Source organism: Flavobacterium sp. N3904 (assembly GCF_025947305.1).
GTDB lineage: Bacteria > Bacteroidota > Bacteroidia > Flavobacteriales > Flavobacteriaceae > Flavobacterium.
The window spans coordinates 1,582,118-1,608,227 of sequence record NZ_CP110009.1 but is presented as its reverse complement, the minus strand read 5'-3'; the positions used below and the strand labels follow the sequence as shown (position 1 = coordinate 1,608,227).

The following is a 26,110-nucleotide window of genomic DNA, read 5'->3' as shown; positions in this document are numbered from 1 at the left end:
AATTATGATAATTCAAAGTTTTTGGTCTAAGCCTTTTTTTAAAGAAAATGACGATTTGAATGCAAGATTTAAGGGAGGTTGGCTAAACGCCAACTTCTTTTTTTACTCTTGTCTGCTGAGTTGTTTAAAATTTAAACAAAATTATGGCGAAGTTAGGCTTTATACTGATAATCTTGGCAAAGAATTGCTTATCGATAAGTTAGAAATCCCCTATTCTAAAGTCAATTTGGAACTTAATGAATTACAGGATTATCCATCCGAGTTATGGGCATTGGGTAAAGTGCTAACCTATTCTCTCCAAGAAAAACCATTTATACATGCGGATACCGATGTTTTTTTGTGGGATAAACTTCCGGTTGATTTATTAAAAACTGATTTATTTGCCCAAAACATAGAACTTAATTTCCCAAAATATAATGAAGTATTGGAAATAGTACTTAGTGAATTTAAAAATATCACTGAAGAATTATTTACCATTTACTCAAAAACTAACAATGTGTATGCTTATAACGCAGGTATAATTGGCGGTACTAGTTTAGATTTTTTCAAAGAATTAAAAAGTAAAGTATTTGAAATTATTGATGCAAACTTAGACAAACTGCATTTGATTGATGTTGGAGTCTTTAATATGGTGTACGAACAAATGTTAGGGTTTGAATTGGCAACTCAAAAAAATTTAGATATAACATTTTTAAAATCTGAAGTGAATGAAGCTTTTACAAATGTTATGAAATTCCATATGGTACCTATAAAAGAGACCTATATTCATACTGTTGGCTATGCCAAAAAGTCTCTAGAAATATGTGAACAACTAAAATACAGATTGCGATATGAATTCCCGGAAGAATATGGCAAACTAAATAAGAATTTAGTAAAACACAATCTATGTCCCGTGAATGATATTGTAGATGATGAAATTCGTTTTGAATTCCTATCTAAAATATATGCTTGGCTGGAGAACACTTCTTGGGAAATTATTTTGGATACCGAATTTAAATTATCCGAAAGCACACGATTCAATGAAATTACTGAAGAAGAAATACAAATCTATTATTTCTCTCCACAAAAGAAGATCGAAGATAAGTTAAAAATGGAAGATTGGGATTTTCTTCTATATTATTTTGAAAACCCAATCAGCATTAACACTATAGCTTTGGAAATAATTGACGACGAAGATTTTATGAAAAATATTACTCCAGAAGAATTAAAAGAAAAAATATTCTCTTTTGTAATGGATAGATGTATGTATCACCAAATTTTATTACCTGTAAATTTCAATTAAAAAATGAATAATTACACATACCTCAAAAAATATTTAAGAAAGAATTATTATTTGAATTTTGAAGATGAGATTCTTATTCGATTAGAATCTCATCCTAACTTCCCTAGTTTGTATGCTATAACAGACACCTTTGAATTTCTAGGAATTGAAAATGTAGCCGCAAAAGTTGAAAAAGAAGAGTTTGAAAACCTTCCTAGTTCTTTTCTTTCAGTAGTTGATTCAGATACTGGAAAGGAAATTGTTTATACTGAAAAAAATATAAATAAAATAACTATACAATTTTCTAATGGCTTCACAAAAACAGTTTCAAATGATGACTATTTAAAAATTTGGACAGGTATAATTGTAGCCATTGACGAAAATCCAATGAAAGAAAAGCATTTTTTTTCTTCAAACAAAAAGCACTTTCTCCTACTGGGAGGTATTATTGTCCTTTCATTAGCGCTACTTTTTTTAGAAAACAATGACAACTTGGTTGAAGCAACATTTTATTACTTATTGTTAGTAGTAGGTATTGTTATTAGTATCTTTTTGGTGCGTGAAGAGATGGGCTTGCACAATGATTCGATTTCGAAAATATGCAATGTTACAGAAAAGACAAGTTGCAAAGATGTGATGTCGTCTAAAGGAGCCAAAGTTTTAAAGAACATTAGTTTAAGTGATATATCAATACTCTATTTTAGTTCGCTAACATTATTTTTTGTTCTTACTTCTTTTGCTCAAAATAGTGTTCTCTATTCAATAATTGGAATTTTCTCAATTCCGGTTATTTTCTACTCGATATATTATCAGGGATTTATTGTCAAAAAATGGTGTCTCCTCTGTCTGGGTATCGATGCAGTACTTCTGCTACAGCTACTGGTAATTTCATTCAATTTCTCACTTAAATTCAATTATGCAACTGGCATTTCATTCTTATCAGGGCTCTTTATAGTTGCGCTATTTTATTATTTGGGTTCTCAATTAAAAAATAAAATTCTAAAGATCACTAAAAGTGAGGGTGTTGAGTTGGAATATTATAAACTAAAACGTAACTATACTGTATTTAGCACCTTATTAAAAAATAATCAAAAAATAGATGAACTTCATTTAAATAACCTAAAAACGATTGTGATAGGTAACATAGAATCTTCAATTACTATGTTTTTGGTATTAAGCGCTTCCTGTGGCCATTGTCATACCGCATATGAAAAGGCTAGCCAATTGGTAAAAAGAAATCCAAATCAAATAAAAATCCAACTCATTTTTAACATCAACATTGAGAACACCGAAAATCCAAGTAATTTAATTTATAAACAAGCATTCAATTATTATTGCGCTGGTGAAGTAGATAAAGCTATAGCCTCATTAAATGACTGGCATATAGAAAGAATGGATATTGAAAAATGGAAATGCAAATGGGAGAACAATCATTTAGAAGATTCCTGTAAAATCATTCAAAAGCAGTACAACTGGTGTTTGGAAAATGATATCCATTATACGCCTGCTACTATTTTTAACGGCCATATTATGCCCAAAGAATACCAAATTAATGACCTCAATTATTTCATCGATGAATTAATTGAAGAAAAACTCACGTACATTGAAAATTAAAAATTTCCCTTTCTACAAACAACCTGATTCCAAAGATTGTGGCCCAACTTGCTTACGCATTATAGCTAAATATTACGGAAAAATTATTGAATTACAACAAATCCGAAATCTTTCTGAAACTACTCGTGAGGGCAGTAGTTTATTAGGTTTGAGTGATGCTGCAGAAGCTCTGGGGTTTCGAACTCTTGGTATAAAAATAAGCTTCGAAACCTTACAAAATGAATCTCCACTCCCTTGTATTGTACATTGGAATAACCAACATTTTGTGGTCGTTTATAAAATTAAGAACAATACCATTTACATATCAGATCCCAGTCATGGTTTAATAACTTATTCCATAGAGGATTTTATTAAATTTTGGATTGGCAAAAATGCCCATGAAAAAACAGAAGAAGGCATTGCTCTTTTGCTGGAGCCAACGCCAGAGTTTCATAAAAACGAATGGGATACCGAAAACTCTAAACGAAGTTTTGGTTACTTAACTAAGTACTTGTTCCGTTACAAAGGACTTGTTATTCAGCTTATCGTGGGTTTATCGGCTGCGAGTTTATTCTCATTACTGTTTCCGTTCCTGACGCAAAGCATTGTAGATATTGGAATTCAAACTCAAGATTTAAATTTTATTTATTTGATGCTTTTGGCACAATTAATGCTTTTTGCAGGACAAACTTCAATCGAGATACTGCGATCTTGGATAATGTTGCATTTAAGCACCCGTATTCATATTTCCCTAGTTTCGGATTTTTTTATAAAATTAATGAAACTACCGATCAGTTATTTCGACAGTCGTATGACAGGTGATATCATGCAGCGTATTGGCGACAATCATAGAATCGAACAATTACTTACAGGGAGTTCTCTCAATGTAATGTTTTCACTAGTTAATTTAGTAGTATTTAGTTTTGTACTAGCCTTTTACAACATTCAGCTATTCCTGGTTTTCCTTATCGGAAGTGTCGTTTATCTGGGATGGATATTGTTTTTCCTAAAAAAACGAAAAGAATTAGATTACAAGCGTTTCTCACAAGTGGCGAGTGAACAATCTAAGGTCATGGAGCTAATCAATGGAATGCAGGAAATAAAAATGCACAATGCCGAAAAGCAAAAACGTTGGGGGTGGGAGTTTGTACAGATTCGTCTTTTCAAGGTCAGTATGCAATCTCTTACATTGGAGCAATGGCAATCGGTGGGTTCTAATTTCATCAATCATCTTAAAGATTTATTAATTACTTTTTTCTCTGCAACATTAGTTGTAAAGGGAGAACTGTCACTAGGTATGATGCTTTCGGTACAATATATTATAGGCCAATTAAACAGCCCACTAATGCAGATGGTAGATTTTGTACGTTCTCTTCAAGATGCAAAAATCAGTCTCGAAAGGCTAGGAGAAATTCACGATAAAGAAGATGAAGAGGATGTACTAAATCCGAAAATTTACGATTTAGAACATTCTGACATTACTATAAAAAATTTGTCTTTTCGATATACAGGAAATCCTAATTATGTTTTAGAAAATTTGAATTTACATATTCCAAAACAAAAAACAACCGCCATTGTAGGCACAAGCGGCAGCGGAAAAACAACACTACTAAAACTTATGATGAAGTTTTATCAACCAAATAATGGAGAAATCAGTCTTGGAAACATCAAATTTGACAACATTTCGCCTAGTGCCTGGAGATCAAATTGTGGTGTAGTAATGCAAGAAGGATTCATTTTCAATGACACTATTGCCAATAATATTGCAGTAGGAGATGATTATGTAGATAAGAACAAACTTTTACATGCTATCGAAACTGCCAATATTAAGGAATTTATAGAAAGCTTGCCTCTCTCCTACAATACTAAAATTGGAAATGAAGGAACAGGAATTTCTGGTGGACAAAAACAACGCCTTTTAATCGCTAGAGCAGTTTATAAGAATCCTGATTATTTATTTTTTGACGAAGCCACTTCTTCTCTTGATGCCAACAATGAAAAGGTAATCATGGAGAATCTAAATCAATTTCTCAAAGGAAAAACCGCAGTAATTATTGCCCATCGCCTTTCAACCGTAAAAAATGCAGATCAAATAGTCGTTTTGGAAAAAGGAAAAATAGTTGAAATAGGAACACACAAAGATTTAATTCTCCTAAAAGGAAATTACTTTGAGTTAGTGAAAAATCAATTAGAATTAGGAAATTAATCATTTTAAGAATAGCTATAAATGACAAAAAAAAATATTTTAGAAGACATCGAATTGCGTTCGGAATCTGTACAAGAAGTATTGTCAAATCCTCCCACATGGATTGTAAGATATGGAATTTCCATTATCTTTATAATAATACTATTTACTTTTATGGGCTCCTGGTTTGTAAAATACCCAGATATTATTACTGCCAAAGCAATTATAACTTCTATAAATCCTCCCGAGAGACTGGAATCAAGAGTCAATTCTCGTATTGCAAAAATATATGTTTCTAATTCTGACAAAGTAAAAAAGGGAGATGTTTTGGCTATATTAGAAAGCACAGCAAATTATCAGGATATAATAAAAATATCAAAAGCAATTCAGGCTGTCAACACGAACTATCACAACTTTACTTTCCCTTTTGACAGGCTAAAAAACCTTGAACTTGGAGAAGTTCAAACGGCTTATATTCAATTCCATAAAGCATATGTTGAAAATGAATTAAATCAAAAACTCCATCCCTACTCGCAAGAAATTAATGCTGGACTAAGTTCTCAAAATGAAAATAGTAAAAGATTGTCTTCTCTTTATGAGCAACAAAAATTAGAATCAGCAAAACTATCATTAAGCGACCAACAATTAAAACGTTCCCAGCTGCTTTTTGACAAAGGCGTGATTTCAGGATATGATTTAGAAGTTCAAAAAGTCAATAACTTACAAGCTAAACAAAGTTATGACCAAACCAATTTAGCCATTTCTCAACAAAAAGAGGCGGTAAATCAGACCAAAAAACTAATAATAGGAAACGAAATATCGCAAGAGAAGACTGATGTTACTAATTTGAGTTCTCTTTATCAGGCACTAGATGAACTTAAAAAAAGCATTCATATTTGGCAGCAAAATTATCAATTTATGGCTCTTTGCGACGGAGTTTTTATATTTCAAAATTCTTGGAAAGAAAACCAGTTAATGAAAACAGGCGATTTATTTGCAACAATATTACCAGATAACCAACAGGAATTTATATGTAATTTATTAGTTCTTTCTCAAAATTCAGGTAAAATAAAACAGGGTCAGAAAGTACTAATTAAACTAGATAATTTTCCATTCCAAGAATATGGCATGCTAGAGGGAAAAATCCAAACAATGTCAACTGTTACAGATAAAGAAGGCAACTATTTTGTAGAAGTTACAATGCCAAATGCTTTAACTACAAGTTATAACAAAAAATTAAAATTTGACAAAGAACTAACAGGTCAGGCAGAAATAATAAGTGATGATATGCGCTTAATTGAACGTATTTTTTTTCAATTCAGAAAATTAGTTGTTAGATAAAAAAACTTGATGATTTTTATTAGGGCAAATTGCTCTTAAGTAAAATTGTCTATACTGTCTTTTAAATTCCATCATCATTTTTAAAACGAGTTATTACGAATCTAATTTGTTATAAGTCACGGCAAAACTTCCTTAATAAGAGTAACCATTAAGAAATATTTTAACATGTAAATTGCTATATTGATTTTATTTTATTAACACTACAACGTTATCGTAAAGAGTTAAACAAGGTGTTTTATATAAAATATATTAATATAACTATATTTATGTCCTTAAGAGGTTATCAACCTAAAAACTAATTAATTACTATGAAAAAACTTATACTTTTATTCTTATTTTTTTTGTCGTTAGGGGCTGTTGCTCAGATACAAACGGCAACCTACAGTGTTAACCCAAGCACCTTTGAGGAAACTACATCTATTACTATTACTATTAATGGGAGTAGTATAAATGAATCTATTTGGGGGGTCACTGGAAATGCACTTTACCTATGGGCATGGGCTTTTGATTTGGATGATACCTCTCCAAAAGGGACTCCACTAAATGGTTCGTGGGCTGCCTCTGATGCAGCCAGTAAATTTACCTATAATGCCGGTAGTGACACTTATACTAAGACATTTGTGCCAACTGCTTATTATAATACTACTAATATTGGAAAAATTGGTTTTTTAATAAAAGCCAAAGACGGAACAGGTGATAAAAAATCGCAAGATATGTTTGCCGAAGTGGGTTCTTTTCAAGTTACCCTTACTTCACCTGCACAAAACAGCACCTCTATACTTGCTTCTGGAGGAAGTCTTTCTATAGCCGCAACCAATACCAATGGTGTTGCGAGTTACAACTTAAAATCAAACGGCATAAGTATTAATACAAATGCAAGTACTGCAAGCTATGCCTATAACCACACCAACATTACTGCAAACCAAAACTATGAATTGGAAGTAAAACAAGGTACAACAACCATTACTAAGAAATTCACTGTTGTCATCAATCCAAATACAGTTTCTGAAACAATTCCAGCAGGTTTGGTTGATGGAATCAATTATAATCCAAATGATGCCACCAAAGCTACTTTGGTACTTGATGCGCCCCTAAAAGATTTTGTATATGTAGCCGGAAGTTTTAATAATTGGCAACCGGGCATTTCTTATGCCATGAAAAAAGATGCAACTGCTGGTTCAACAAAATTTTGGTTAGAATTGACCGGATTAGTTTCGGGTGCAAATAATACGTATCAATATTGGGTGGGGGAAACGACTCCTATTGCCAATTCTCCTGCGTTGGTAAAAACTGCCGATCCTTATTCGACTTTAGTATTAACTCAAGACGATCCAAGTATTCCAACTGCAACTTATCCCAATATGCCTGTTTATCCTGTAGGACAAGATAAAGAAGTAACCGTTCTACAGACAGGGCAAACACCATATGCATGGAGCTCTGCTACCACTAATTTTGTAAAACCACAAAAAGACAAATTGGTTGTTTACGAAGTATTGGTGAGAGATTTTGACGCCAACAGGAATTATCAAGATTTAATTAACCGTATTGATTATTTCAAAAATTTAAAAATCAATGCCATTGAATTATTGCCAGTAATGGAATTTGAAGGCAATGAAAGCTGGGGGTATAATACTTCTTTTCACATGGCTTTGGACAAATTTTACGGTCCTTCAACCAAATTAAAGGAATTGATTGACGTTTGCCATCAAAATGGAATTGCCGTAATCCTTGATGTAGCCTTAAATCATGCTTTTGGAAGAAACCCAATGATCCGTATGTGGATGAATGATGCCGATGGTAACGGTTATGGATCTCCAACTGCTGAAAATCCTTATTTTAATACCGTCGCCAAACATGCTTATAGTGTAGGCGAAGATTTTAATCATGCTTCTCCATATACAAAAAATTATGTAAAAAGAGTCATCAAACAATGGATTGAAGAATACAAGATTGACGGTTTCCGTTGGGATTTAACCAAAGGATTTACGCAAAACTGTACTGCCAGCGATCAAAGTTGTACAGGTAATTACCAACAGGACAGAGTTGATATTTTGAAAGGGTATGCTGATTATTCATGGTCACTAGATCCAACGCATTATACTATATTTGAACATTTAGGTGGAAATACCGAAGAACAACAATGGGCAAATTATAGAATTACTGAAACTCCAAGTAAAGGGGTAATGATGTGGGGAAATATGAATAATGAATATGGTAAACTGTCTAAAGGATATTCGGGAAATATTTCGGGAATGACAAATTCAAGTCGCGGATTTACCAACAACAGATTAATGGGTTACGCTGAAAGTCATGATGAAGAACGTTTAATGTATTATAACAAAACTGCCGGAAACAGCACTAATGCCGCTCATAATGTAAAAACATTAAATGTTGCTTTGTCTAGAATGTCAGCGATAGGAGCCGTTTCATTATTAGTTCCTGGACCAAAAATGATATGGCACTTTGGTGAATTAGGGTGGGATTCTTCTATTTACACCTGTAGTAATGGAACTCTAAATACTTCTTCAGACGCAACATCCGGTGACTGCAAATTGGATACTAAGCCTCAACCACAATGGACAAACAATTGGCTGGCGGATAATAATAGAAATAAAATCTACAACGATTGGGCAAGAATGATTGGATTAAAAACTACTGAAGCTGTATTCTCTGGTACAGCAACAATGGCTAATTCATCCACTTTAATGCCAAATATTAAAATAACCAATAGTGCTTTGGCCAGTACCGATCTTAAAGACGTATTAATAATTGCCAATTTTGACGTTACAACTCAAAATGTAGCCACAGGATTCCCATATACAGGAACCTGGTACAACTTAATGGACAATTCAACATTCACTGTAACCAATGTAAGCACACCCATTAGTTTAGCACCGGGTGAATTTAGAATTTTCGGAAACAAAACAACAACCTTAGCAACCACAGATTTTGAGGTTTTAAAAGATGTTTATATCTATCCAAATCCAGCCTCAAGCTATTTTACATTAAATACCAATACCTCTAAAGTTCAAATTTATTCTATAACAGGTCAATTGGTCAAATCATTCAATAAAAATCAAACTGCCGGACAACAATTTAGCATCAGCGATATTGATAGTGGAATGTACTTAGTTAAGATTTACAACGAAGAAAATCAAGTAAAAGTGATGAAATTCATCAAGCAATAAATACCTATTATTTCGAATTAGTTAGTTTAAATTAGCCATCAAATTAAGTTTTGGTGGCTTTTTTTGCGATGAATTTAATTTAAATTAGTTGAAACTTAGCAAACCCATAATATGTAGTCTGGCATGCCCCCGTTGCATACCATTTTATCTTCACAATAGCTTTTTGTTTGCAACGTGGTCGGGCTGTCCACTGTATCCACGCCCAAAAGCGTGGGATGCCGTTCCCATCCCTCATGCAATGGCGTTTTCAAAACTGCTTTTTTGAATAAATACCTTTTACGCTATAAACAAAAAAACAGCTCAAAAAGAAGAGCTGTTTTTCATAATTTCGAAGTAAGTATTGTGTCCTAAACAGCAACCCAATTAATTGGTTGTAGCCACGTTTTGGTTTTTCATTTTCAATTCTCCTTTGTAAACTTCGGCGATTGATTTTCTGGACAAAGTGGTCGCTTGATTAGCAATCACGATTTCATGTGTCACTTTTTTAAGATTGGTTTCCACTTCCAAAAAGTAAACGCCATCAGGAAATTCCTCAAGACTATAGGTTTTCAAGATACCCCCTTTTCCGGTGGCGATTTCGCTATAGATTACATTGTGGAATTTATCATAGATCGTCACATTGGCTTTTTGAATCTGGTTTACAGAAAAACTAATTTCTTTACCCGTTCCTTTTTTTACATTTAGTAAAAAATCACCATCGATTGCATAAGTACTCATGGTAGTCATCGCTACTAATACTACTAGACTAAGTTTTAAAATCGTTTTCATAATACTGCTGTTTTAAATTAGTAATAATTTCTATGGCTAAAGTAGTATCCTAATTCCATTGAAAATGCAACTGTATTTTCCAATACAACTGCTATTTTAACTACACGAAAACGATGTATTGACTCTTGAGATAATTTAGTACAGATTCGAGGTAATTTAGAATAGTTCTTTCTTTGAGTTTTTGAGTTTTTTTATTTAAAACCTTCTTCAAAACAAAAAACCCCTCATCGATAGGATGAAGGGTTTTTAAAAAGAAAGGCGACGACATACTCTCCCACATAACTGCAGTACCATCTGCGCAGGCGGGCTTAACTACTCTGTTCGGGATGGGAAGAGGTGAGCCCCGCCGCAATAACCACCTTAAGGTTGTTATAATTGCTTTGGGCAATTATCTGCAAGTCGTAATTCATAATTCTGAATTCGTAATTGCAATAATATCGTAACATACTGAGATAAAGAATATAAAAAGTATTTTATTAGAAAGTTTCTCCCCGAGCCTTGCGGCTCGGGAAAAGGTGTACATAAGCTTACGGGTTATTAGTACTACTTGACTATGACATTACTGCCTTTACATCTATAGCCTATCAACGTGGTCATCTCCCACGACCCTTAAAAGAAATCTCATCTTGTGGTGGGTTTCGCGCTTATATGCTTTCAGCGCTTATCCCTTCCAAACGTAGCTACTCTGCGATGCTCCTGGCGGAACAACAGATACACTAGAGGTTTGTCCAATTCGGTCCTCTCGTACTAGAATCAGATCCACTCAAATTTCTTGCGCCCACAGTAGATAGAGACCGAACTGTCTCACGACGTTCTGAACCCAGCTCGCGTGCCACTTTAATGGGCGAACAGCCCAACCCTTGGGACCTTCTCCAGCCCCAGGATGTGACGAGCCGACATCGAGGTGCCAAACCCCCCCGTCGATATGAGCTCTTGGGGGAGATCAGCCTGTTATCCCCGGCGTACCTTTTATCCTTTGAGCGATGGCCCTTCCATGCGGAACCACCGGATCACTATGCTCTACTTTCGTACCTGATCGACCTGTATGTCTCTCAGTCAAGCTCCCTTATGCCATTGCACTCTACGCACGGTTACCAAGCGTACTGAGGGAACCTTTAGAAGCCTCCGTTACTCTTTTGGAGGCGACCACCCCAGTCAAACTACCCACCAAGCAATGTCCCCCGCAATCGCGGGGTTAGGCCTCAGATAAACAAAGGGTTGTATTTCAACAATGACTCCACAACGCCTGGCGACGCCACTTCACAGTCTCCAACCTATCCTACACATCATTTATCCAAGGTCAATACTAAGCTATAGTAAAGGTGCACAGGGTCTTTTCGTCCCACTGCGGGTAAACGGCATCTTCACCGTTACTACAATTTCACCGAGCTCATGGCTGAGACAGTGTCCAGATCGTTACACCATTCGTGCAGGTCGGAACTTACCCGACAAGGAATTTCGCTACCTTAGGACCGTTATAGTTACGGCCGCCGTTTACTGGGGCTTCATTTCAATGCTTCTGATTACTCATAACATCTCCACTTAACCTTCCAGCACCGGGCAGGTGTCAGGCCCTATACTTCATCTTACGATTTTGCAGAGCCCTGTGTTTTTGATAAACAGTCGCCTGGACCTCTTCACTGCGGCCTCTATTTTTACATAGAGGCGACCCTTCTCCCGAAGTTACGGGTCTATTTTGCCTAATTCCTTAGCCATGAATCTCTCGAGCACCTTAGGATTCTCTCCTCGACTACCTGTGTCGGTTTGCGGTACGGGTACTAATTACCTGAAGTTTAGAGGTTTTTCTTGGAAGCCCTTAGGCGCACTATCTCTTTGTCCGAAGACTCCGAGTACTATCGTATTTCCCCAAGCCGCGTGGATTTGCCTGCGCAGCTTATAGGTAGGTACTTCAACGAACTATTCCGTCAGTTCGCGGCGCTTTCATCACTCCGTCACCCCATCACAGTAATCAGTAGTACGGGAATATTAACCCGTTGTCCATCGACTGTCCCTTTCGGGTTCGCCTTAGGTCCCGACTAACCCACAGCTGATTAGCATAGCTGTGGAAACCTTAGTCTTTCGGTGTGCGGGTTTCTCGCCCGCATTATCGTTACTTATGCCTACATTTTCTTTTCTAACCAGTCCAGCATACCTTACGATACACCTTCAACCCTGTTAGAATGCTCCCCTACCACTTGTAATAAATTACAAATCCATAGCTTCGGTAATATGTTTATGCCCGATTATTATCCATGCTCGTCCGCTCGACTAGTGAGCTGTTACGCACTCTTTAAATGAATGGCTGCTTCCAAGCCAACATCCTAGCTGTCTGGGCAGACAAACCTCGTTCTTTCAACTTAACATATATTTGGGGACCTTAGCTGATGGTCTGGGTTCTTTCCCTCTCGGACTTGGACCTTAGCACCCAAGCCCTCACTGCTGGTAAACATTATATAGCATTCGGAGTTTGTCAGGAATTGGTAGGCGGTGAAGCCCCCGCATCCAATCAGTAGCTCTACCTCTATATAACTTTGCGACCAGCGCTGCACCTAAATGCATTTCGGGGAGTACGAGCTATTTCCGAGTTTGATTGGCCTTTCACCCCTACCCACAGGTCATCCGAAGACTTTTCAACGTCAACCGGTTCGGACCTCCACACTGTGTTACCAGCGCTTCATCCTGCCCATGGGTAGATCACACGGTTTCGCGTCTAACACTACTGACTAAAGCGCCCTATTCAGACTCGCTTTCGCTACGGATCCGTGGCTTAACCACTTATCCTTGCCAGCAACGTTAACTCGTAGGCTCATTATGCAAAAGGCACGCCGTCACCCCACTAAAGGGCTCCGACCGCTTGTAAGCGTATGGTTTCAGGATCTATTTCACTCCGTTATTCACGGTTCTTTTCACCTTTCCCTCACGGTACTGGTTCACTATCGGTCTCTCAGGAGTATTTAGCCTTAGCGGATGGTCCCGCCAAATTCAGACAGGGTTTCACGTGCCCCGCCCTACTCAGGATACCACTATCTATTACACTTATTACTTATACGAGGCTATCACTCTCTTTGGCTCTACTTTCCAGTAGATTCTAATTCTTTGTGCATAAAATATCGTGGTCCTACAACCCCAGCATTGCCGTAACAACACTGGTTTGGGCTAATCCGCGTTCGCTCGCCACTACTTACGGAATCACTTTTGTTTTCTTCTCCTCCGCCTACTTAGATGTTTCAGTTCAGCGGGTTTGCCCACCTATCGGTGTACTATGTCTTCAACATAGTGGGTTGCCCCATTCAGGTATTTACGGATCAATCGGTGTGTGCCCGTCCCCGTAACTTTTCGCAGCTTATCACGCCTTTCATCGCCTCTGAGAGCCAAGGCATCCCCCATACGCCCTTATTTTGCTTATTGTACCAATCGTAAACTTAATTACGACCGTTTTTTTTCGTTTCTATACTTAAAAAGTATAAAAACTGCTTTCTACTTTTTATTATTTCTTATCTCAATATGTCAATGAACTTTTTTCTTAGTGATTAGTACTTAGTAAGTAGTGATTAGTCTAAACTAATTACCATTCACTCTTTACTATTCACTAGAATAGTGGAGAATAACGGAGTCGAACCGTTGACCTCCTGCGTGCAAGGCAGGCGCTCTAGCCAGCTGAGCTAATCCCCCAATTTAATTATGAATTGTGAATTATGAATTATGAATTGCTGTAATTCGTAATCTTTCAACCCTAGAATTTCCTTTCAATCTATGTTTATGAACTTTTTCAATTCGTAATTCGTAATTTACAAATTCGTAACTGTTTTGTTGTCTCGGACAGACTCGAACTGTCGACCCCTACATTATCAGTGTAGTACTCTAACCAGCTGAGCTACGAGACACTCTTCATTCTTATTTTTGTGCTTATTTAGCACATGTTTTTTAAATTAACAGCAAGAGTAATAAAATTTCAATCTTTGTAACCAATAGTCTTTTCGTCTTCTTTCCTCAGCGTGTATAAATACTAACACTAAGGCTCTAGAAAGGAGGTGTTCCAGCCGCACCTTCCGGTACGGCTACCTTGTTACGACTTAGCCCTAGTTACCAGTTTTACCCTAGGCAGCTCCTTGCGGTCACCGACTTCAGGCACCCCCAGCTTCCATGGCTTGACGGGCGGTGTGTACAAGGCCCGGGAACGTATTCACCGGATCATGGCTGATATCCGATTACTAGCGATTCCAGCTTCACGGAGTCGAGTTGCAGACTCCGATCCGAACTGTGACCGGTTTTGTAGATTCGCTCCTGGTCACCCAGTGGCTGCTCTCTGTACCGGCCATTGTAGCACGTGTGTAGCCCAAGGCGTAAGGGCCGTGATGATTTGACGTCATCCCCACCTTCCTCACAGTTTGCACTGGCAGTCTCGTTAGAGTTCCCGACATGACTCGCTGGCAACTAACAACAGGGGTTGCGCTCGTTATAGGACTTAACCTGACACCTCACGGCACGAGCTGACGACAACCATGCAGCACCTTGTAATTTGTCTTGCGAAAAAACTGTTTCCAGTCCGGTCAAACTACATTTAAGCCTTGGTAAGGTTCCTCGCGTATCATCGAATTAAACCACATGCTCCACCGCTTGTGCGGGCCCCCGTCAATTCCTTTGAGTTTCATTCTTGCGAACGTACTCCCCAGGTGGGATACTTATCACTTTCGCTTAGCCACTGAGATCGCTCCCAACAGCTAGTATCCATCGTTTACGGCGTGGACTACCAGGGTATCTAATCCTGTTCGCTACCCACGCTTTCGTCCATCAGCGTCAATCCATTAGTAGTAACCTGCCTTCGCAATTGGTATTCCATGTAATCTCTAAGCATTTCACCGCTACACTACATATTCTAGTTACTTCCTAATAATTCAAGTCCTACAGTATCAATGGCCGTTTCCCCGTTGAGCGGGGAGATTTCACCACTGACTTATAAGACCGCCTACGGACCCTTTAAACCCAATGATTCCGGATAACGCTTGGATCCTCCGTATTACCGCGGCTGCTGGCACGGAGTTAGCCGATCCTTATTCTCACAGTACCGTCAAGCTCTCTCACGAGAGAGTGTTTCTTCCTGTGCAAAAGCAGTTTACAATCCATAGGACCGTCATCCTGCACGCGGCATGGCTGGATCAGGCTTGCGCCCATTGTCCAATATTCCTCACTGCTGCCTCCCGTAGGAGTCTGGTCCGTGTCTCAGTACCAGTGTGGGGGATCTCCCTCTCAGGACCCCTACCCATCGTAGCCTTGGTAAGCCGTTACCTTACCAACTAGCTAATGGGACGCATGCTCATCTTTTACCGTTGTGACTTTAATAGCATCATCATGCGATGTCGCTATACTATGAGGTATTAATCCAAATTTCTCTGGGCTATCCCTCTGTAAAAGGTAGATTGCATACGCGTTACGCACCCGTGCGCCGGTCTCTAATTCCGAAGAACTATACCCCTCGACTTGCATGTGTTAAGCCTGCCGCTAGCGTTCATCCTGAGCCAGGATCAAACTCTTCATCGTATATTGTTTGCTTAATTGCTTAAGCTATTGTTATTCGACTCCAATTCTAGTGGTCAATATTCAAATCTATCGATTCTATTACTCTTATTCTTTTGTTTTAAGATCTCTCTTAAAACGGCTGTCAATTCAATATGTCTAGGAACGTATTCTTCTTTTTTTACTCACTAGTCTTTCGATTAGCGGGTGCAAAAGTACAAAGCTTTTTCTTCTCTCACAAGCTTTTTGAAATCTTTTTTGAAAATTTATTTTCAGTGTTAATTTCGTTTTTGCTTATCAGAATATTAAAGAACTTATGCGCTGTTGCGGGTGCAAAAGTAGTCCCTTTATCCGTTTAAACAATGACTTTTTACATTTATTTTGCTTTAATTTTACACTTATTTTTTAACACATTGATATATCACAATTTACAGCACAACCTTTTTGTGAATTTACCATTTTCTAATAGGTGTTTTTGAGGAATTATGCAGTTTTGTTCGGTTTCTAAGAATTGGTTTGTGAATGATCATGCGTAAATGGGACACGGATGAAACGGATGCGACGGATTAACACGGATTTTTTTTAAATGTTCCTATACTATATATAAAGGTGTTCCTTTTTACCTGACTTCTTATGAAAACAAATGCCATAGCCCTGATAGTAGTAGAAATCCTTCTTGTGCCGGGGTTCGGTACAAGAAGATTGTAACGAATAGCAGGTTTTCAGCTCCTAATTACTACAACTATTAATACTTAATCGAAACGAATAGCTTTGACTGGGGTAATTTTGGTGATTATATATAGGAGTGAAATATACTTTAGAATTGTTTTATTCTTAGCATTTGCAATTTTCATTTTGGAACAGAAAATCAAAAAAGCTACAGATATAACGAATGTAAAGACAACAATACTTGCTTTAGCATTATTACAAACCCTATATAAAGACAAAAAAGAGTTTGCTACTAGGAGAGGAGTGATAAAAACAAAAAAGCTTCTCAAGATGAGAAGCTTTTGGTGCGGATAATAGGACTCGAACCTACACGCCTTGCGGCACCAGATCCTAAGTCTGGCATGTCTACCAATTTCACCATATCCGCGAAATTAATTCACTATACTCTTATTTTAAAGAGGTGTTCATTGAACTAGCGTTTGTGGGTGCAAAGATAATCATATCTTCCAATTTTCAAAGGAATTTTTTAAAAAAATATTCATTCTATTTTTTGTATTTTTGAATCATAAAAAAATTTTGATTCCATGGATGATATAAAATTATATGTTACAAAACACAAAGAACGGTTTATCAACGAGTTAATTGAATTATTGAAAATTCCATCTGTCAGTGCAGACACCGCTTTTTCCCAAGATGTTTTTGACACTGCTGAGGCTGTTAAAACAAGTTTAGTGACTGCAGGATGCGATTTTGTAGAAATTTGCGAGACTGCGGGCTATCCTATTGTATACGGAGAGAAGACAATCGACCCGAAATTACCTACTGTTTTGGTTTATGGACATTATGATGTTCAGCCGGCTGATCCATTAGAATTATGGACTTCTCCCCCATTTGAACCTATTATCAAAAAAACCGAAATTCATCCCGAAGGCGCTATTTTTGCAAGAGGTTCATGCGATGATAAAGGTCAAATGTACATGCATGTAAAAGCTTTTGAATACATGATTCAAAGCAATACTTTGCCTTGCAACGTAAAATTCATGATTGAAGGTGAGGAAGAAGTAGGCAGCGTCAACCTAAAAACCTTTGTAGAAAACAATACTAAGAAACTGAAAAATGATGTGATTTTGATTTCGGACACCGGAATGATTTCCAATCAACAACCCTCAATCACCACTGGCCTGCGAGGATTAAGCTATGTCGAAGTAGAAGTTACAGGACCTAATCGCGACTTGCATTCTGGATTATATGGTGGGGCTGTTGCCAATCCTATTAATGTTTTGGCCAAAATGATTGCATCTTTACATGACGAAAACAATCACATTACTATTCCTGGATTTTATGACAATGTTGAAGAATTGTCATTAGAAGAAAGAGCCGAAATGGCCAAAGCTCCTTTTAGTCTAGATAATTATAAGAAAGCATTAGACCTAAATGATATTTACGGTGAAAGCGGCTATGTAACCAATGAGCGCAACTCGATTCGACCAACACTAGATGTCAACGGAATTTGGGGAGGTTATACTGGCGAAGGTGCCAAGACGGTTATTGCGAGCAAGGCTTTTGCCAAAATTTCGATGCGTTTGGTACCTAACCAAGATTGGGAAGTCATAACCGAGTTGTTCACCAAACATTTCACCAGCATCGCTCCGGCTGGCGTTACCGTAAAAGTAACCCCCCATCACGGCGGCCAAGGCTACGTAACTCCAATAGACAGCATCGGTTACAAAGCGGCCAATATGGCGTACACCGAAACCTTTGGCGTTCCTGCGATTCCCGTGCGTTCCGGAGGAAGCATTCCTATTGTTGCCTTGTTCGAAAAAGAGCTAAAAAGCAAAACGATATTGATGGGCTTTGGACTTGACAGTGATGCCATTCACTCACCAAACGAACATTTCGGAATTTTCAATTACCTAAAAGGGATTGAAACCATTCCATTGTTTTACAAATATTTTGTCGAGTTGAGCAAATAAGAATTCTCAAAAAATAACTAAATCCGTTCTCAGTGAACGGATTTTTTTATGCCTATTTCTCAAACAATCTAACAATCTTTAAAATTAAAACATCCTGACTACAGTCGAAGGGAGGAGCTATTTCCAGCTGTCCACTATATCTGTTGTCCCTAACCCCGGGACAACAGGATGCCGTTTCCATCTGGGCTAGGGCTTACAGTTTTGATAAGATATTGATTTTTAGAATTAAATTGTTTTAACAAGCGCGCTATTTCTCCTAAAAAAGTATTCAAACATTTGGTTGTGTTAATTTTTATTCTACATTTGTAGAGTTAATTCTACTTAAGTAGAGCAAAAATTATTTATGAGACACTTATTCATCACTTTATTTCTTACCTTAACATTGATTGGATGCAAAACGACACCAATAAACCAAAAGGCAAACAAGAAAAGGGTCGGACTTTGGATTGAACAATATTCAATTGACAGCACGCATTACAAATCGGTTGGAAAATATAAAAATGGTGATCCCACAAAGAAATGGCATTATTACACCAACAATAGAATCAACAAAAAAGAAGTTTACAGAAAAAACAAATGCTTCATTACTTATTACAACGCAAATGGAACAATTCAATCCAAAGGCAAAACAAAGCTAGTAATCACTGGCCCCGAAATACACTGGTTTTATTATGGAGATTGGAAATATTTTGACGAAAAAGGAAAGCTTATTTCTACCAAGAAATATGAAAATGGAGAGTTTATTTCAGAAATAAAAACAACACAGCTTGCAAAAACACACTAAAAAATAAACCATGCAATTATCAAACTCCGAAGAACAATTAATGGAACATCTCTGGAAGCTTGAAAAAGCGTTCATGAAAGATTTACTCGAAGCATATCCAAAGCCAAAACCAGCCACAACGACAGTTGCCACTTTGCTAAAGAGAATGATTGATAAAAAATTTGTAGCTTACAACGAATTTGGAAACTCGCGCCAATATTATCCATTGGTAAAAAAAACAGATTATTTCTCGAAACATGTAAACGGATTGATTAGCAATTTCTTTAACAATTCGGCTTCACAATTTGCTTCATTCTTTACCACCGAAACCAATTTATCAGCATCAGAATTGGAAGAACTCAAAAAAATAATAGACAGTGAAATCCAAAAAAAGAAAAAATGATTGACTTTTTATTCAAATCATCCAGTAGCCTTTTGGCTCTTTTAATCTTTTACCATTTAGTATTAGAAAAAGAAAAAATGAACCAATTCAATAGGTTTTACTTATTGTTCAGTCTTGTTTTTTCATTTGTAATTCCTTTCATTACAATTGAAATAGCAACTGAAATTATAAAGGCTGCGAAAAATCCAACAAGTATTCTGTTTTCACAAGGAAACTCACAAATAATAAAAGAAACAAATTATACCACTTATTGGCTTTGGATAATTTACGGAATAATTACACTGTTTTTGTGCATTCGATTCATTAGAAATATTCTAAAAATCACTTCCAAAATAAAAACGAATACAACGCTAGATTATCATAATGCCAAACTCGTTTTGATACCAGAAAAAACACTTCCACATACTTTTCTTAATTATATTTTCATCAATGAAACCGATTATAAAAATAGAAACATTGAAGCTGAATTGTACACCCATGAACTTACACATGTTAGACAATTTCACACTTTGGATATTCTATTAATCGAATTCTTGAAAACACTATTTTGGTTTAACCCTATTTTTATTTTTTATAAAAAAGCAATTCAACTCAATCATGAATTTCTAGCTGATGAATTCGTGATACGTTCTTATGAAAACATTCCGTTTTATCAATCTTTACTGGTATCCAAAGCAAATGCGAGCCAACCTCTTTATTTAGTTAGCAACTTGAATTATTTAGTAACCAAGAAAAGGCTTCTTATGATGACAAAAAACACGACACAAACCAAAGCCATACTAAAACAAATCGCTTTGATTCCAATTTTCGTTGCAATTTTCTATTGTATCTCTATTAAAACTGTGGCTAGAGAAAACCCATCAATACATTTAGTCCAGACTAATAATAGCTTTTCTAAAAATGAAATTCTACATGAAAAACTTTCAATTAAAAAAGAATCTCTTCAAGAAACTAATACATTAAATCCAACTATAATAGAAAATAATATAGCCACAAAAAATCAAATTGTAGATTCTATTAATACTGAAGCCAATCCCATAACGGAGATAACACAACCTGAATTCCCGGGAGGAGTTTTAGAATTTTACAAATTTATTGGAACTAATTTTAAAGTTCCTGCCGAATTAAAAGGTAGCGGAAAAGTAGTTTTGACTTTTATGGTTGAAAAGGATGGTAGCCTATCCGAATTTGAAATTCTAAAAGACTTAGGTTTTGGCACTGCCGATGAATTCATTCGAGTATTAAAATTATCCCCAAAATGGGTTCCTGGAAAAGAAAACAATGAAGCAGTAAGAGTAAAATATAGTTTGCCTATCCAAATAGAACCTTCAAAATAGTTCTTATAAACAATAATAAATCCGCTTCTTTCGAAGCGGATTTATAAAAAAAAATCTAAAAAAATTAAAAAAAATTAAAAAAAACTTAACTAAAAACTTTATCAGGATTATAGCCAATATAAGGCATTGCCTGTTCATTAAATACAACTCCGTATTCTTCCAACTCGTTCAAAATAGGAAGGTACACTTCTTTCCGAATCGGGAGTTGAACTCCAGGCGTAGTAATCTTACCATTCAAAATTAACAAAGTAGCCATAGCCACCGGCAATCCGACCGTTTTGGCCATTGCAGTATAGGTCTGGTCTTCGCCAATACAAACCATTTTGGAGTCTATTTGTTTTTCTTCACCATTGAGTACATATCCAAATTTATGATACATAACAATCATATCCTTATCATGGGGCTCTAAAGTCCAACTATCAGTAAGTATTTTTTCAAGAATTTGAGCGGGCGTGGCATTTTTCAATCCCACTTTTTTATTTCGGTTGAACAAATCCAATTCCAATAATTTATCCCACATAATATCGTCTTGATCAATTTTCAGAATCAGACGCATTTTAATTTCAACCGAATCGGTTGGGTGATACGGAAGAAAGGAATTCACAAATTGACGGTAACTCATATTCTCCGAATTTTCCATAATATAACTATCGTCAGTCATCCCCAATTGTACAAACATATTCCAGGCTTTAGAAAAACCAACTCTTCGAATCGTTCCTCTATATAAAGTAAGCACATCATCAAGACCATAAACACTTCTGTATTTCAGCGAGTCCCTGTTGGAATATGCTTCGAATTTTCCATATCCTTCGACTTCCAAGAACTCGGTTCTACGAAACAAACTCGTATACGGAATGTATTTATAAGCACCTTCTTGAATAAACTTTGCAGCACCACCTTGACCCGCGAGCACAACATTTCGGGGTGCCCATGTGAATTTATAATTCCAAAGATTATTGTCAGATTCTGGAGCTACAAGACCTCCGCAAAAGGATTCAAACAAAAGCATTTTACCTCCTTGTTCTCTTATCTCGTCTATCACCTTCATCGCACTCATGTGATCGATTCCCGGATCCAGCCCAATTTCGTTCATAAAAATTAGGTTGTTTGCTTTGGCAGCTTCATCCAATTCTTGCATCGCATCACTTATATAAGATGCCGTTACCAGATGTTTTTTATATACGATACAATCCCTTGCCACTTCAATATGAAGGTGAGCTGGCAACATGGATATAACTATGTCTGCTTTTTGGATTGCAGTCTTTCTTTGATTTTCATCAAATATATCTAAAGCGATAGGAGTTGCATTTGGATGATTATTTGTCTTTTTCTCGGCCAATGCCAATGACAAATCACCTATTATAAGATGCAGTTCTTCCGATACCGATTTATTCAAAAGGTATTGTATCAACGAAGAAGCAGATCTTCCTGCTCCAATAATAAGAATTGTCCTCATGATTCGTTTTAATTTAAATCGTCTTGCTAGCGCATTTCAGTATATTTTTATTTTAAACAGGACATTTTCATCCGTATTTAAAACGTAGTACTTCGTGCTTTTTTAAAATTATAACACAAACATACAATATTGTTGTATTTATAACAAATTATATTGAAAAAACATTTTTAATATAATTCAATTCACAACTTAAAAAAATACACAAATTGTAACCTTTTAAATCCTAAAAACCTACTTTTAACGTTGCTTATAAATTGCTTTCAATTTAAAAATATTAGAAATACTTTTGCCTTTTATAAAACAAAAAACAATGGATAAAAAAATAATTACGACGGCAGCCATTTTTGGAATGGTCGCCATAATTTTAGGTGCTTTTGGCGCACATGCCCTAAAAAAAGTACTCACGGTTGAACAACTTTCCACTTTTGAAACGGGTGTACGGTATCAAATGTACCATGCATTGTTTTTATTGTTTATTGGAACAACAACTATAATTCGACAAAAATCAAAAAAAAACATCTATAATTTGACTGTTTTTGGAGTTGTCCTTTTTTCTGGCTCCATTTACCTGTTGGCTACCAATTCTTTGATGCCAATTGATTTTAAAATATTTGGCTTCGTTACTCCAATTGGGGGGATATTTCTTATTTCTGCATGGTTCATCCTGTTTTTTGACTTAATAAAACCAATAAAAAAAGAAAAATAAAATATAATGTGGTTCTAAAAAAAATTATACTTTTGCGGTGAAATAAACAACACTCACAAAAATTTATTTTTTATGGACAACTACGCTTTGTTTACGAAATCGATTTCGTTAAAAGAACTGGGAATTGAAAATGCCAAAATTCAGTATCAACTAACCCCTAATGAGTTACATGATATTACCATTCGATCTGGACAGGGAGTTGAAAATTCTACTGGAGCATTAGCAATAAATACCGGAGAGTTTACAGGACGTTCTCCTCAAGATCGTTTCATCGTAAAAGATAGTATTACTCAAGATAAAGTTTGGTGGGGGAAAGTAAATATCCCTTTTGAACCAACCGCTTTTGATGCTCTTTACAAAAAAGTAACTACTTATTTATCTAACAAAGAAGTATTTGTTAGGGACTCTTATGTTTGCGCCGATCCAAATTACAGATTAAATGTTCGTGTAGTAACTGAGACAGCTTGGGCCAATTTGTTTTGCCACAACATGTTTTTGAGACTTACTCATGAAGAATTAGAAAACTTTACTCCAGAGTGGACCGTAATTTGCGCACCCGGATTTGTTGCTGATCCAGCCATTGACGGAACTCGACAAGGAAATTTTGCCATCTTGGACTTTACAAAAAAGATTGCTTTAATTGGAGGTACTGGTTATACAGGAGAAATGAAAAAAGGAATATTCTCTGCATTAAATTTTATTTTACCTGTTTTCAAAAACACTTTACCTATGCATTGTAGCGCCAATGTTGGAGAAGATGGAGACACAGCCATATTCTTTGGTTTGTCTGGAACAGGAAAAACAACTTTATCTGCAGATCCTGAGCGAAAATTAATTGGTGATGATGAACACGGATGGACGAATGAGAATACTGTGTTCAATTTTGAAGGAGGATGTTATGCCAAAGTAATCAATCTTACTGAGGAGAACGAACCAGACATTTTTAGAGCTATCAAAAAAGGAGCAATTCTTGAAAATGTAGTTTTCAAAACTGGAACCAATGAAGTTGATTTTGAAGATGTTTCTATTACACAAAATACAAGAGTAAGTTACCCAATTGATCATATTGATAATATTCAACCGGGATCAATTGGTAAAAACCCAAAAAACATATTCTTTTTGACAGCTGATGCTTATGGGATTTTGCCTCCTATATCTAAACTAACGGCTGGACAAGCTGCTTATCACTTTATCTCAGGATATACAGCAAAAGTGGCTGGTACAGAAGCAGGGGTAACAGAACCTCAACCTAATTTTTCAGCTTGTTTTGGAGCGCCATTTATGCCATTGCACCCAACAAAATATGCAGAAATGTTGAGCAAAAAAATGAAAGATGCCAATGTAAAAGTTTGGTTAATCAATACGGGTTGGACAGGAGGTCCTTATGGAACTGGAAGCCGAATGAAATTAAAATATACCCGTGCCATGATTACCGCTGCGTTAAAAGGAGAATTAGACAGCGTGGAGTATGCGAATCACAAAACTTTTGGAATTGCTATTCCGCAATCTTGTCCAGAAGTTCCTAAAGAAATTTTAAACCCAAGAAACACTTGGGAAGACAAAGAACTATACGATAAAAAAGCCTCCGAATTGGCTCATAAATTTGAAGAAAATTTTGCTAAATTCAAAGAATTCGCAAATGCCGAAATTTTGGCAGGTGCACCAATTGCATAAGTTAATTATTAATTTACTAAAAGAGCTGTTCGTTACTGAACAGCTCTTTTTTTTTACAATTTAAATCCTAATCAAAAACAAATCAACTTTTTACAACAATATTAATTTTTTGGCGTTAAATTTGCAACATCATTCAATCAAAAATCAAATCAATCATGTTAAAACAATTCTTTATCCTTTGCTCAGGAGCTGACAAAAAGCTCCTTGAAGGCTGCTCTGAAGGTGAACAAACCAAATTTGTAGGTATTGGCGCCACTGTTTTTTTTACAGCTGTTATGGCTTTTATTGCCAGTGCTTATGCCCTTTTCACTGTTTTTGACAACGTTATTCCTGCTTTGCTTTTTGGCTTTGTATGGAGTTTACTTATTTTTAATCTCGATCGTTTTATCGTTTCGACTATTCGAAAAAGAAACAGTTTTTCCAATGAATTACTGCAAGCCACACCCCGAATTATTTTGGCTTTCATCATTGCTATCGTGATTTCAAAGCCATTGGAAATTAAAATTTTCGAAAAGGAAATTAATACTGTTTTATTGAAAGAGAAAAATGCCATGGCTTTGAATAACAAAAAGGAAGTCTCCAATTATTTCAAAACAGATTTAGACAAAAACAAAACTGAAATAAAGAATCTCAAGGCTGAAATCACCAATAAAGAAAAAGAGGTAAACACGCTTTATGAAACCTACATCAAAGAAGCCGAAGGAACTGCTGGAACAAAAAAACTAGGAAAAGGTCCTGTTTTTAAAGAAAAAATAGCCAAGCACGATTTGTCCAAAAAAGAATTGGATACCATTCGAAAAAACAACTTGGCCAAAATTGCTGTTCTGGAAAAAGGCACCCAAACACTGCAAATGGATTTAGACAAAAAAGTGAGCGAAACCCAACCCATCATTGATGGATTTGATGGTTTAATGGCCAGAATCAACGCGCTGAATAAATTGCCATGGATTCCCTCCTTTTTTATAATGCTACTATTCTTAGCGATTGAAACCTCCCCTATTATTGCCAAATTACTGTCGCCAAGAGGCGAATACGATTATAAATTGGAAGACTTGGAAACAGCACTCAAAGCAACTATCGAGCAAGACAAATACCAACGCGAATTATTGATAAAAACCAGCGCAATTATGCACGATAAAGTTTATGCCGATATTGCCGAGGACAAAAAATTATACGATTTGCAAAGAAAAAACGCAACCGAATTATTAGAGCATCAATCCAATAATTTTGTAGAGAAGCAAATGAAAACATTGTAAGTAAGTAAGCCTTTCAACATCAA

14 protein-coding genes, 3 tRNA genes and 3 rRNA genes are annotated in these 26,110 nt (G+C 36.3%); 12 read left to right on the top strand and 8 right to left on the bottom strand.

The features are described 5' to 3' along the window. The first annotated feature begins 4 nt into the window (after positions 1–4). From OLM57_RS06615 to OLM57_RS06595, 5 genes are all read left to right on the top strand, one after another. On the top strand, positions 5–1,282 hold the full coding sequence (locus OLM57_RS06615) for a DUF6734 family protein (protein WP_264566438.1): 1,278 nt from the start codon (positions 5–7) through the stop codon (positions 1,280–1,282). Positions 1,283–1,285: 3 nt separating this feature from the next. Beyond that, positions 1,286–2,875, top strand: coding sequence for a vitamin K epoxide reductase family protein (locus OLM57_RS06610; protein WP_264566437.1), 1,590 nt, complete (start codon positions 1,286–1,288; stop codon positions 2,873–2,875). Next, entirely contained in the window at positions 2,871–5,060 is a 2,190-nt protein-coding gene (locus OLM57_RS06605; protein ID WP_264566890.1) for a peptidase domain-containing ABC transporter, read from the top strand. Before OLM57_RS06610 ends, OLM57_RS06605 begins: the two co-directional genes overlap by 5 nt. A gap of 21 nt (positions 5,061–5,081) precedes the next feature. Beyond that, positions 5,082–6,380 (top strand): HlyD family secretion protein, encoded by a 1,299-nt coding sequence (locus OLM57_RS06600; RefSeq protein WP_264566436.1) that lies wholly within the window; start codon positions 5,082–5,084, stop codon positions 6,378–6,380. A gap of 308 nt (positions 6,381–6,688) precedes the next feature. Then, positions 6,689–9,568, top strand: a complete 2,880-nt coding sequence (locus OLM57_RS06595; RefSeq protein WP_264566435.1) for an alpha-amylase family glycosyl hydrolase — start codon at positions 6,689–6,691, stop codon at positions 9,566–9,568. A gap of 363 nt (positions 9,569–9,931) precedes the next feature. Here the strand turns inward: OLM57_RS06595 and OLM57_RS06590 are convergent, their stop codons facing one another. The 7 genes from OLM57_RS06590 to OLM57_RS06560 form a co-directional block, all read right to left on the bottom strand. Further along, entirely contained in the window at positions 9,932–10,336 is a 405-nt protein-coding gene (locus OLM57_RS06590) for a secretion protein (RefSeq protein ID WP_264563495.1), read from the bottom strand. A 253-nt stretch (positions 10,337–10,589) separates the two neighbouring features. Then, positions 10,590–10,699, bottom strand: a 5S ribosomal RNA gene (gene rrf / locus OLM57_RS06585). A 154-nt stretch (positions 10,700–10,853) separates the two neighbouring features. Beyond that, positions 10,854–13,744, bottom strand: a 23S ribosomal RNA gene (locus OLM57_RS06580). Positions 13,745–13,934: 190 nt separating this feature from the next. Further along, positions 13,935–14,008, bottom strand: a tRNA-Ala gene (locus OLM57_RS06575). 138 nt (positions 14,009–14,146) lie between these two features. Continuing rightward, positions 14,147–14,220: transfer RNA gene (locus tag OLM57_RS06570), tRNA-Ile, on the bottom strand. A gap of 140 nt (positions 14,221–14,360) precedes the next feature. Continuing rightward, a 16S ribosomal RNA gene (locus tag OLM57_RS06565) occupies positions 14,361–15,874 on the bottom strand. The 16S, 23S and 5S rRNA genes sit together here with 2 tRNA genes alongside, the layout of an rRNA operon. Positions 15,875–16,861: 987 nt before the next feature. Beyond that, a tRNA-Leu gene (locus OLM57_RS06560) sits at positions 16,862–16,946 on the bottom strand. Positions 16,947–17,103: 157 nt separating this feature from the next. Here OLM57_RS06560 and OLM57_RS06555 point away from each other — a divergent pair. From OLM57_RS06555 to OLM57_RS06540, 4 genes are all read left to right on the top strand, one after another. Then, positions 17,104–18,492: a dipeptidase gene (locus tag OLM57_RS06555; RefSeq protein ID WP_264566434.1), complete on the top strand. Its 1,389-nt coding sequence runs from the start codon at positions 17,104–17,106 to the stop codon at positions 18,490–18,492. A 343-nt stretch (positions 18,493–18,835) separates the two neighbouring features. Then, positions 18,836–19,276: a hypothetical protein gene (locus OLM57_RS06550; RefSeq protein ID WP_264566433.1), complete on the top strand. Its 441-nt coding sequence runs from the start codon at positions 18,836–18,838 to the stop codon at positions 19,274–19,276. A 10-nt stretch (positions 19,277–19,286) separates the two neighbouring features. Beyond that, positions 19,287–19,658 carry a BlaI/MecI/CopY family transcriptional regulator gene (locus tag OLM57_RS06545; RefSeq protein WP_264566432.1) on the top strand — a complete coding sequence of 124 codons (372 nt, stop codon included), beginning with the start codon at positions 19,287–19,289 and terminating at the stop codon, positions 19,656–19,658. Then, entirely contained in the window at positions 19,655–20,995 is a 1,341-nt protein-coding gene (locus OLM57_RS06540) for a M56 family metallopeptidase (RefSeq protein WP_264566431.1), read from the top strand. The genes OLM57_RS06545 and OLM57_RS06540 overlap by 4 nt, the downstream gene beginning before the upstream one ends. An 85-nt stretch (positions 20,996–21,080) precedes the next feature. Here OLM57_RS06540 and OLM57_RS06535 read toward each other — a convergent pair whose 3' ends face one another. Beyond that, a complete protein-coding gene (locus tag OLM57_RS06535) occupies positions 21,081–22,451 on the bottom strand; it encodes a saccharopine dehydrogenase family protein (RefSeq protein WP_264566430.1) in 1,371 nt (456 codons plus the stop codon). A gap of 310 nt (positions 22,452–22,761) precedes the next feature. Here OLM57_RS06535 and OLM57_RS06530 point away from each other — a divergent pair, with 310 nt between their 5' ends. The 3 genes from OLM57_RS06530 to OLM57_RS06520 all read left to right on the top strand — a co-directional run bounded on the left by OLM57_RS06530 (position 22,762) and on the right by OLM57_RS06520 (position 26,087). Continuing rightward, the gene (locus tag OLM57_RS06530; RefSeq protein WP_264566429.1) at positions 22,762–23,157 is read left to right on the top strand and encodes a DUF423 domain-containing protein; all 396 of its coding nucleotides are present in this window, start codon (positions 22,762–22,764) and stop codon (positions 23,155–23,157) included. Between the two features lie 72 nt (positions 23,158–23,229). Then, a complete protein-coding gene (pckA, locus tag OLM57_RS06525; protein ID WP_264566428.1) occupies positions 23,230–24,831 on the top strand; it encodes a phosphoenolpyruvate carboxykinase (ATP) in 1,602 nt (533 codons plus the stop codon). Positions 24,832–24,986: 155 nt separating this feature from the next. Further along, positions 24,987–26,087: a DUF4407 domain-containing protein gene (locus tag OLM57_RS06520; RefSeq protein WP_264566427.1), complete on the top strand. Its 1,101-nt coding sequence runs from the start codon at positions 24,987–24,989 to the stop codon at positions 26,085–26,087. The last annotated feature ends 23 nt before the right edge of the window (positions 26,088–26,110 follow it).

Bases quoted from the DNA above. Each gene is read 5' to 3' on its own strand.
- OLM57_RS06615 (WP_264566438.1), top strand. From the start codon at position 5: ATGATAATTCAAAGTTTTTGGTCTAAGCCTTTTTTTAAAGAAAATGAC.
- OLM57_RS06610 (WP_264566437.1), top strand. From the start codon at position 1,286: ATGAATAATTACACATACCTCAAAAAATATTTAAGAAAGAATTATTAT.
- OLM57_RS06600 (WP_264566436.1), top strand. From the start codon at position 5,082: ATGACAAAAAAAAATATTTTAGAAGACATCGAATTGCGTTCGGAATCT.
- OLM57_RS06595 (WP_264566435.1), top strand. From the start codon at position 6,689: ATGAAAAAACTTATACTTTTATTCTTATTTTTTTTGTCGTTAGGGGCT.
- OLM57_RS06590 (WP_264563495.1), bottom strand. From the start codon at position 10,336: ATGAAAACGATTTTAAAACTTAGTCTAGTAGTATTAGTAGCGATGACT.
- OLM57_RS06555 (WP_264566434.1), top strand. From the start codon at position 17,104: ATGGATGATATAAAATTATATGTTACAAAACACAAAGAACGGTTTATC.
- OLM57_RS06550 (WP_264566433.1), top strand. From the start codon at position 18,836: ATGAGACACTTATTCATCACTTTATTTCTTACCTTAACATTGATTGGA.
- OLM57_RS06545 (WP_264566432.1), top strand. From the start codon at position 19,287: ATGCAATTATCAAACTCCGAAGAACAATTAATGGAACATCTCTGGAAG.
- OLM57_RS06540 (WP_264566431.1), top strand. From the start codon at position 19,655: ATGATTGACTTTTTATTCAAATCATCCAGTAGCCTTTTGGCTCTTTTA.
- OLM57_RS06535 (WP_264566430.1), bottom strand. From the start codon at position 22,451: ATGAGGACAATTCTTATTATTGGAGCAGGAAGATCTGCTTCTTCGTTG.
- OLM57_RS06530 (WP_264566429.1), top strand. From the start codon at position 22,762: ATGGATAAAAAAATAATTACGACGGCAGCCATTTTTGGAATGGTCGCC.
- pckA (WP_264566428.1), top strand. From the start codon at position 23,230: ATGGACAACTACGCTTTGTTTACGAAATCGATTTCGTTAAAAGAACTG.
- OLM57_RS06520 (WP_264566427.1), top strand. From the start codon at position 24,987: ATGTTAAAACAATTCTTTATCCTTTGCTCAGGAGCTGACAAAAAGCTC.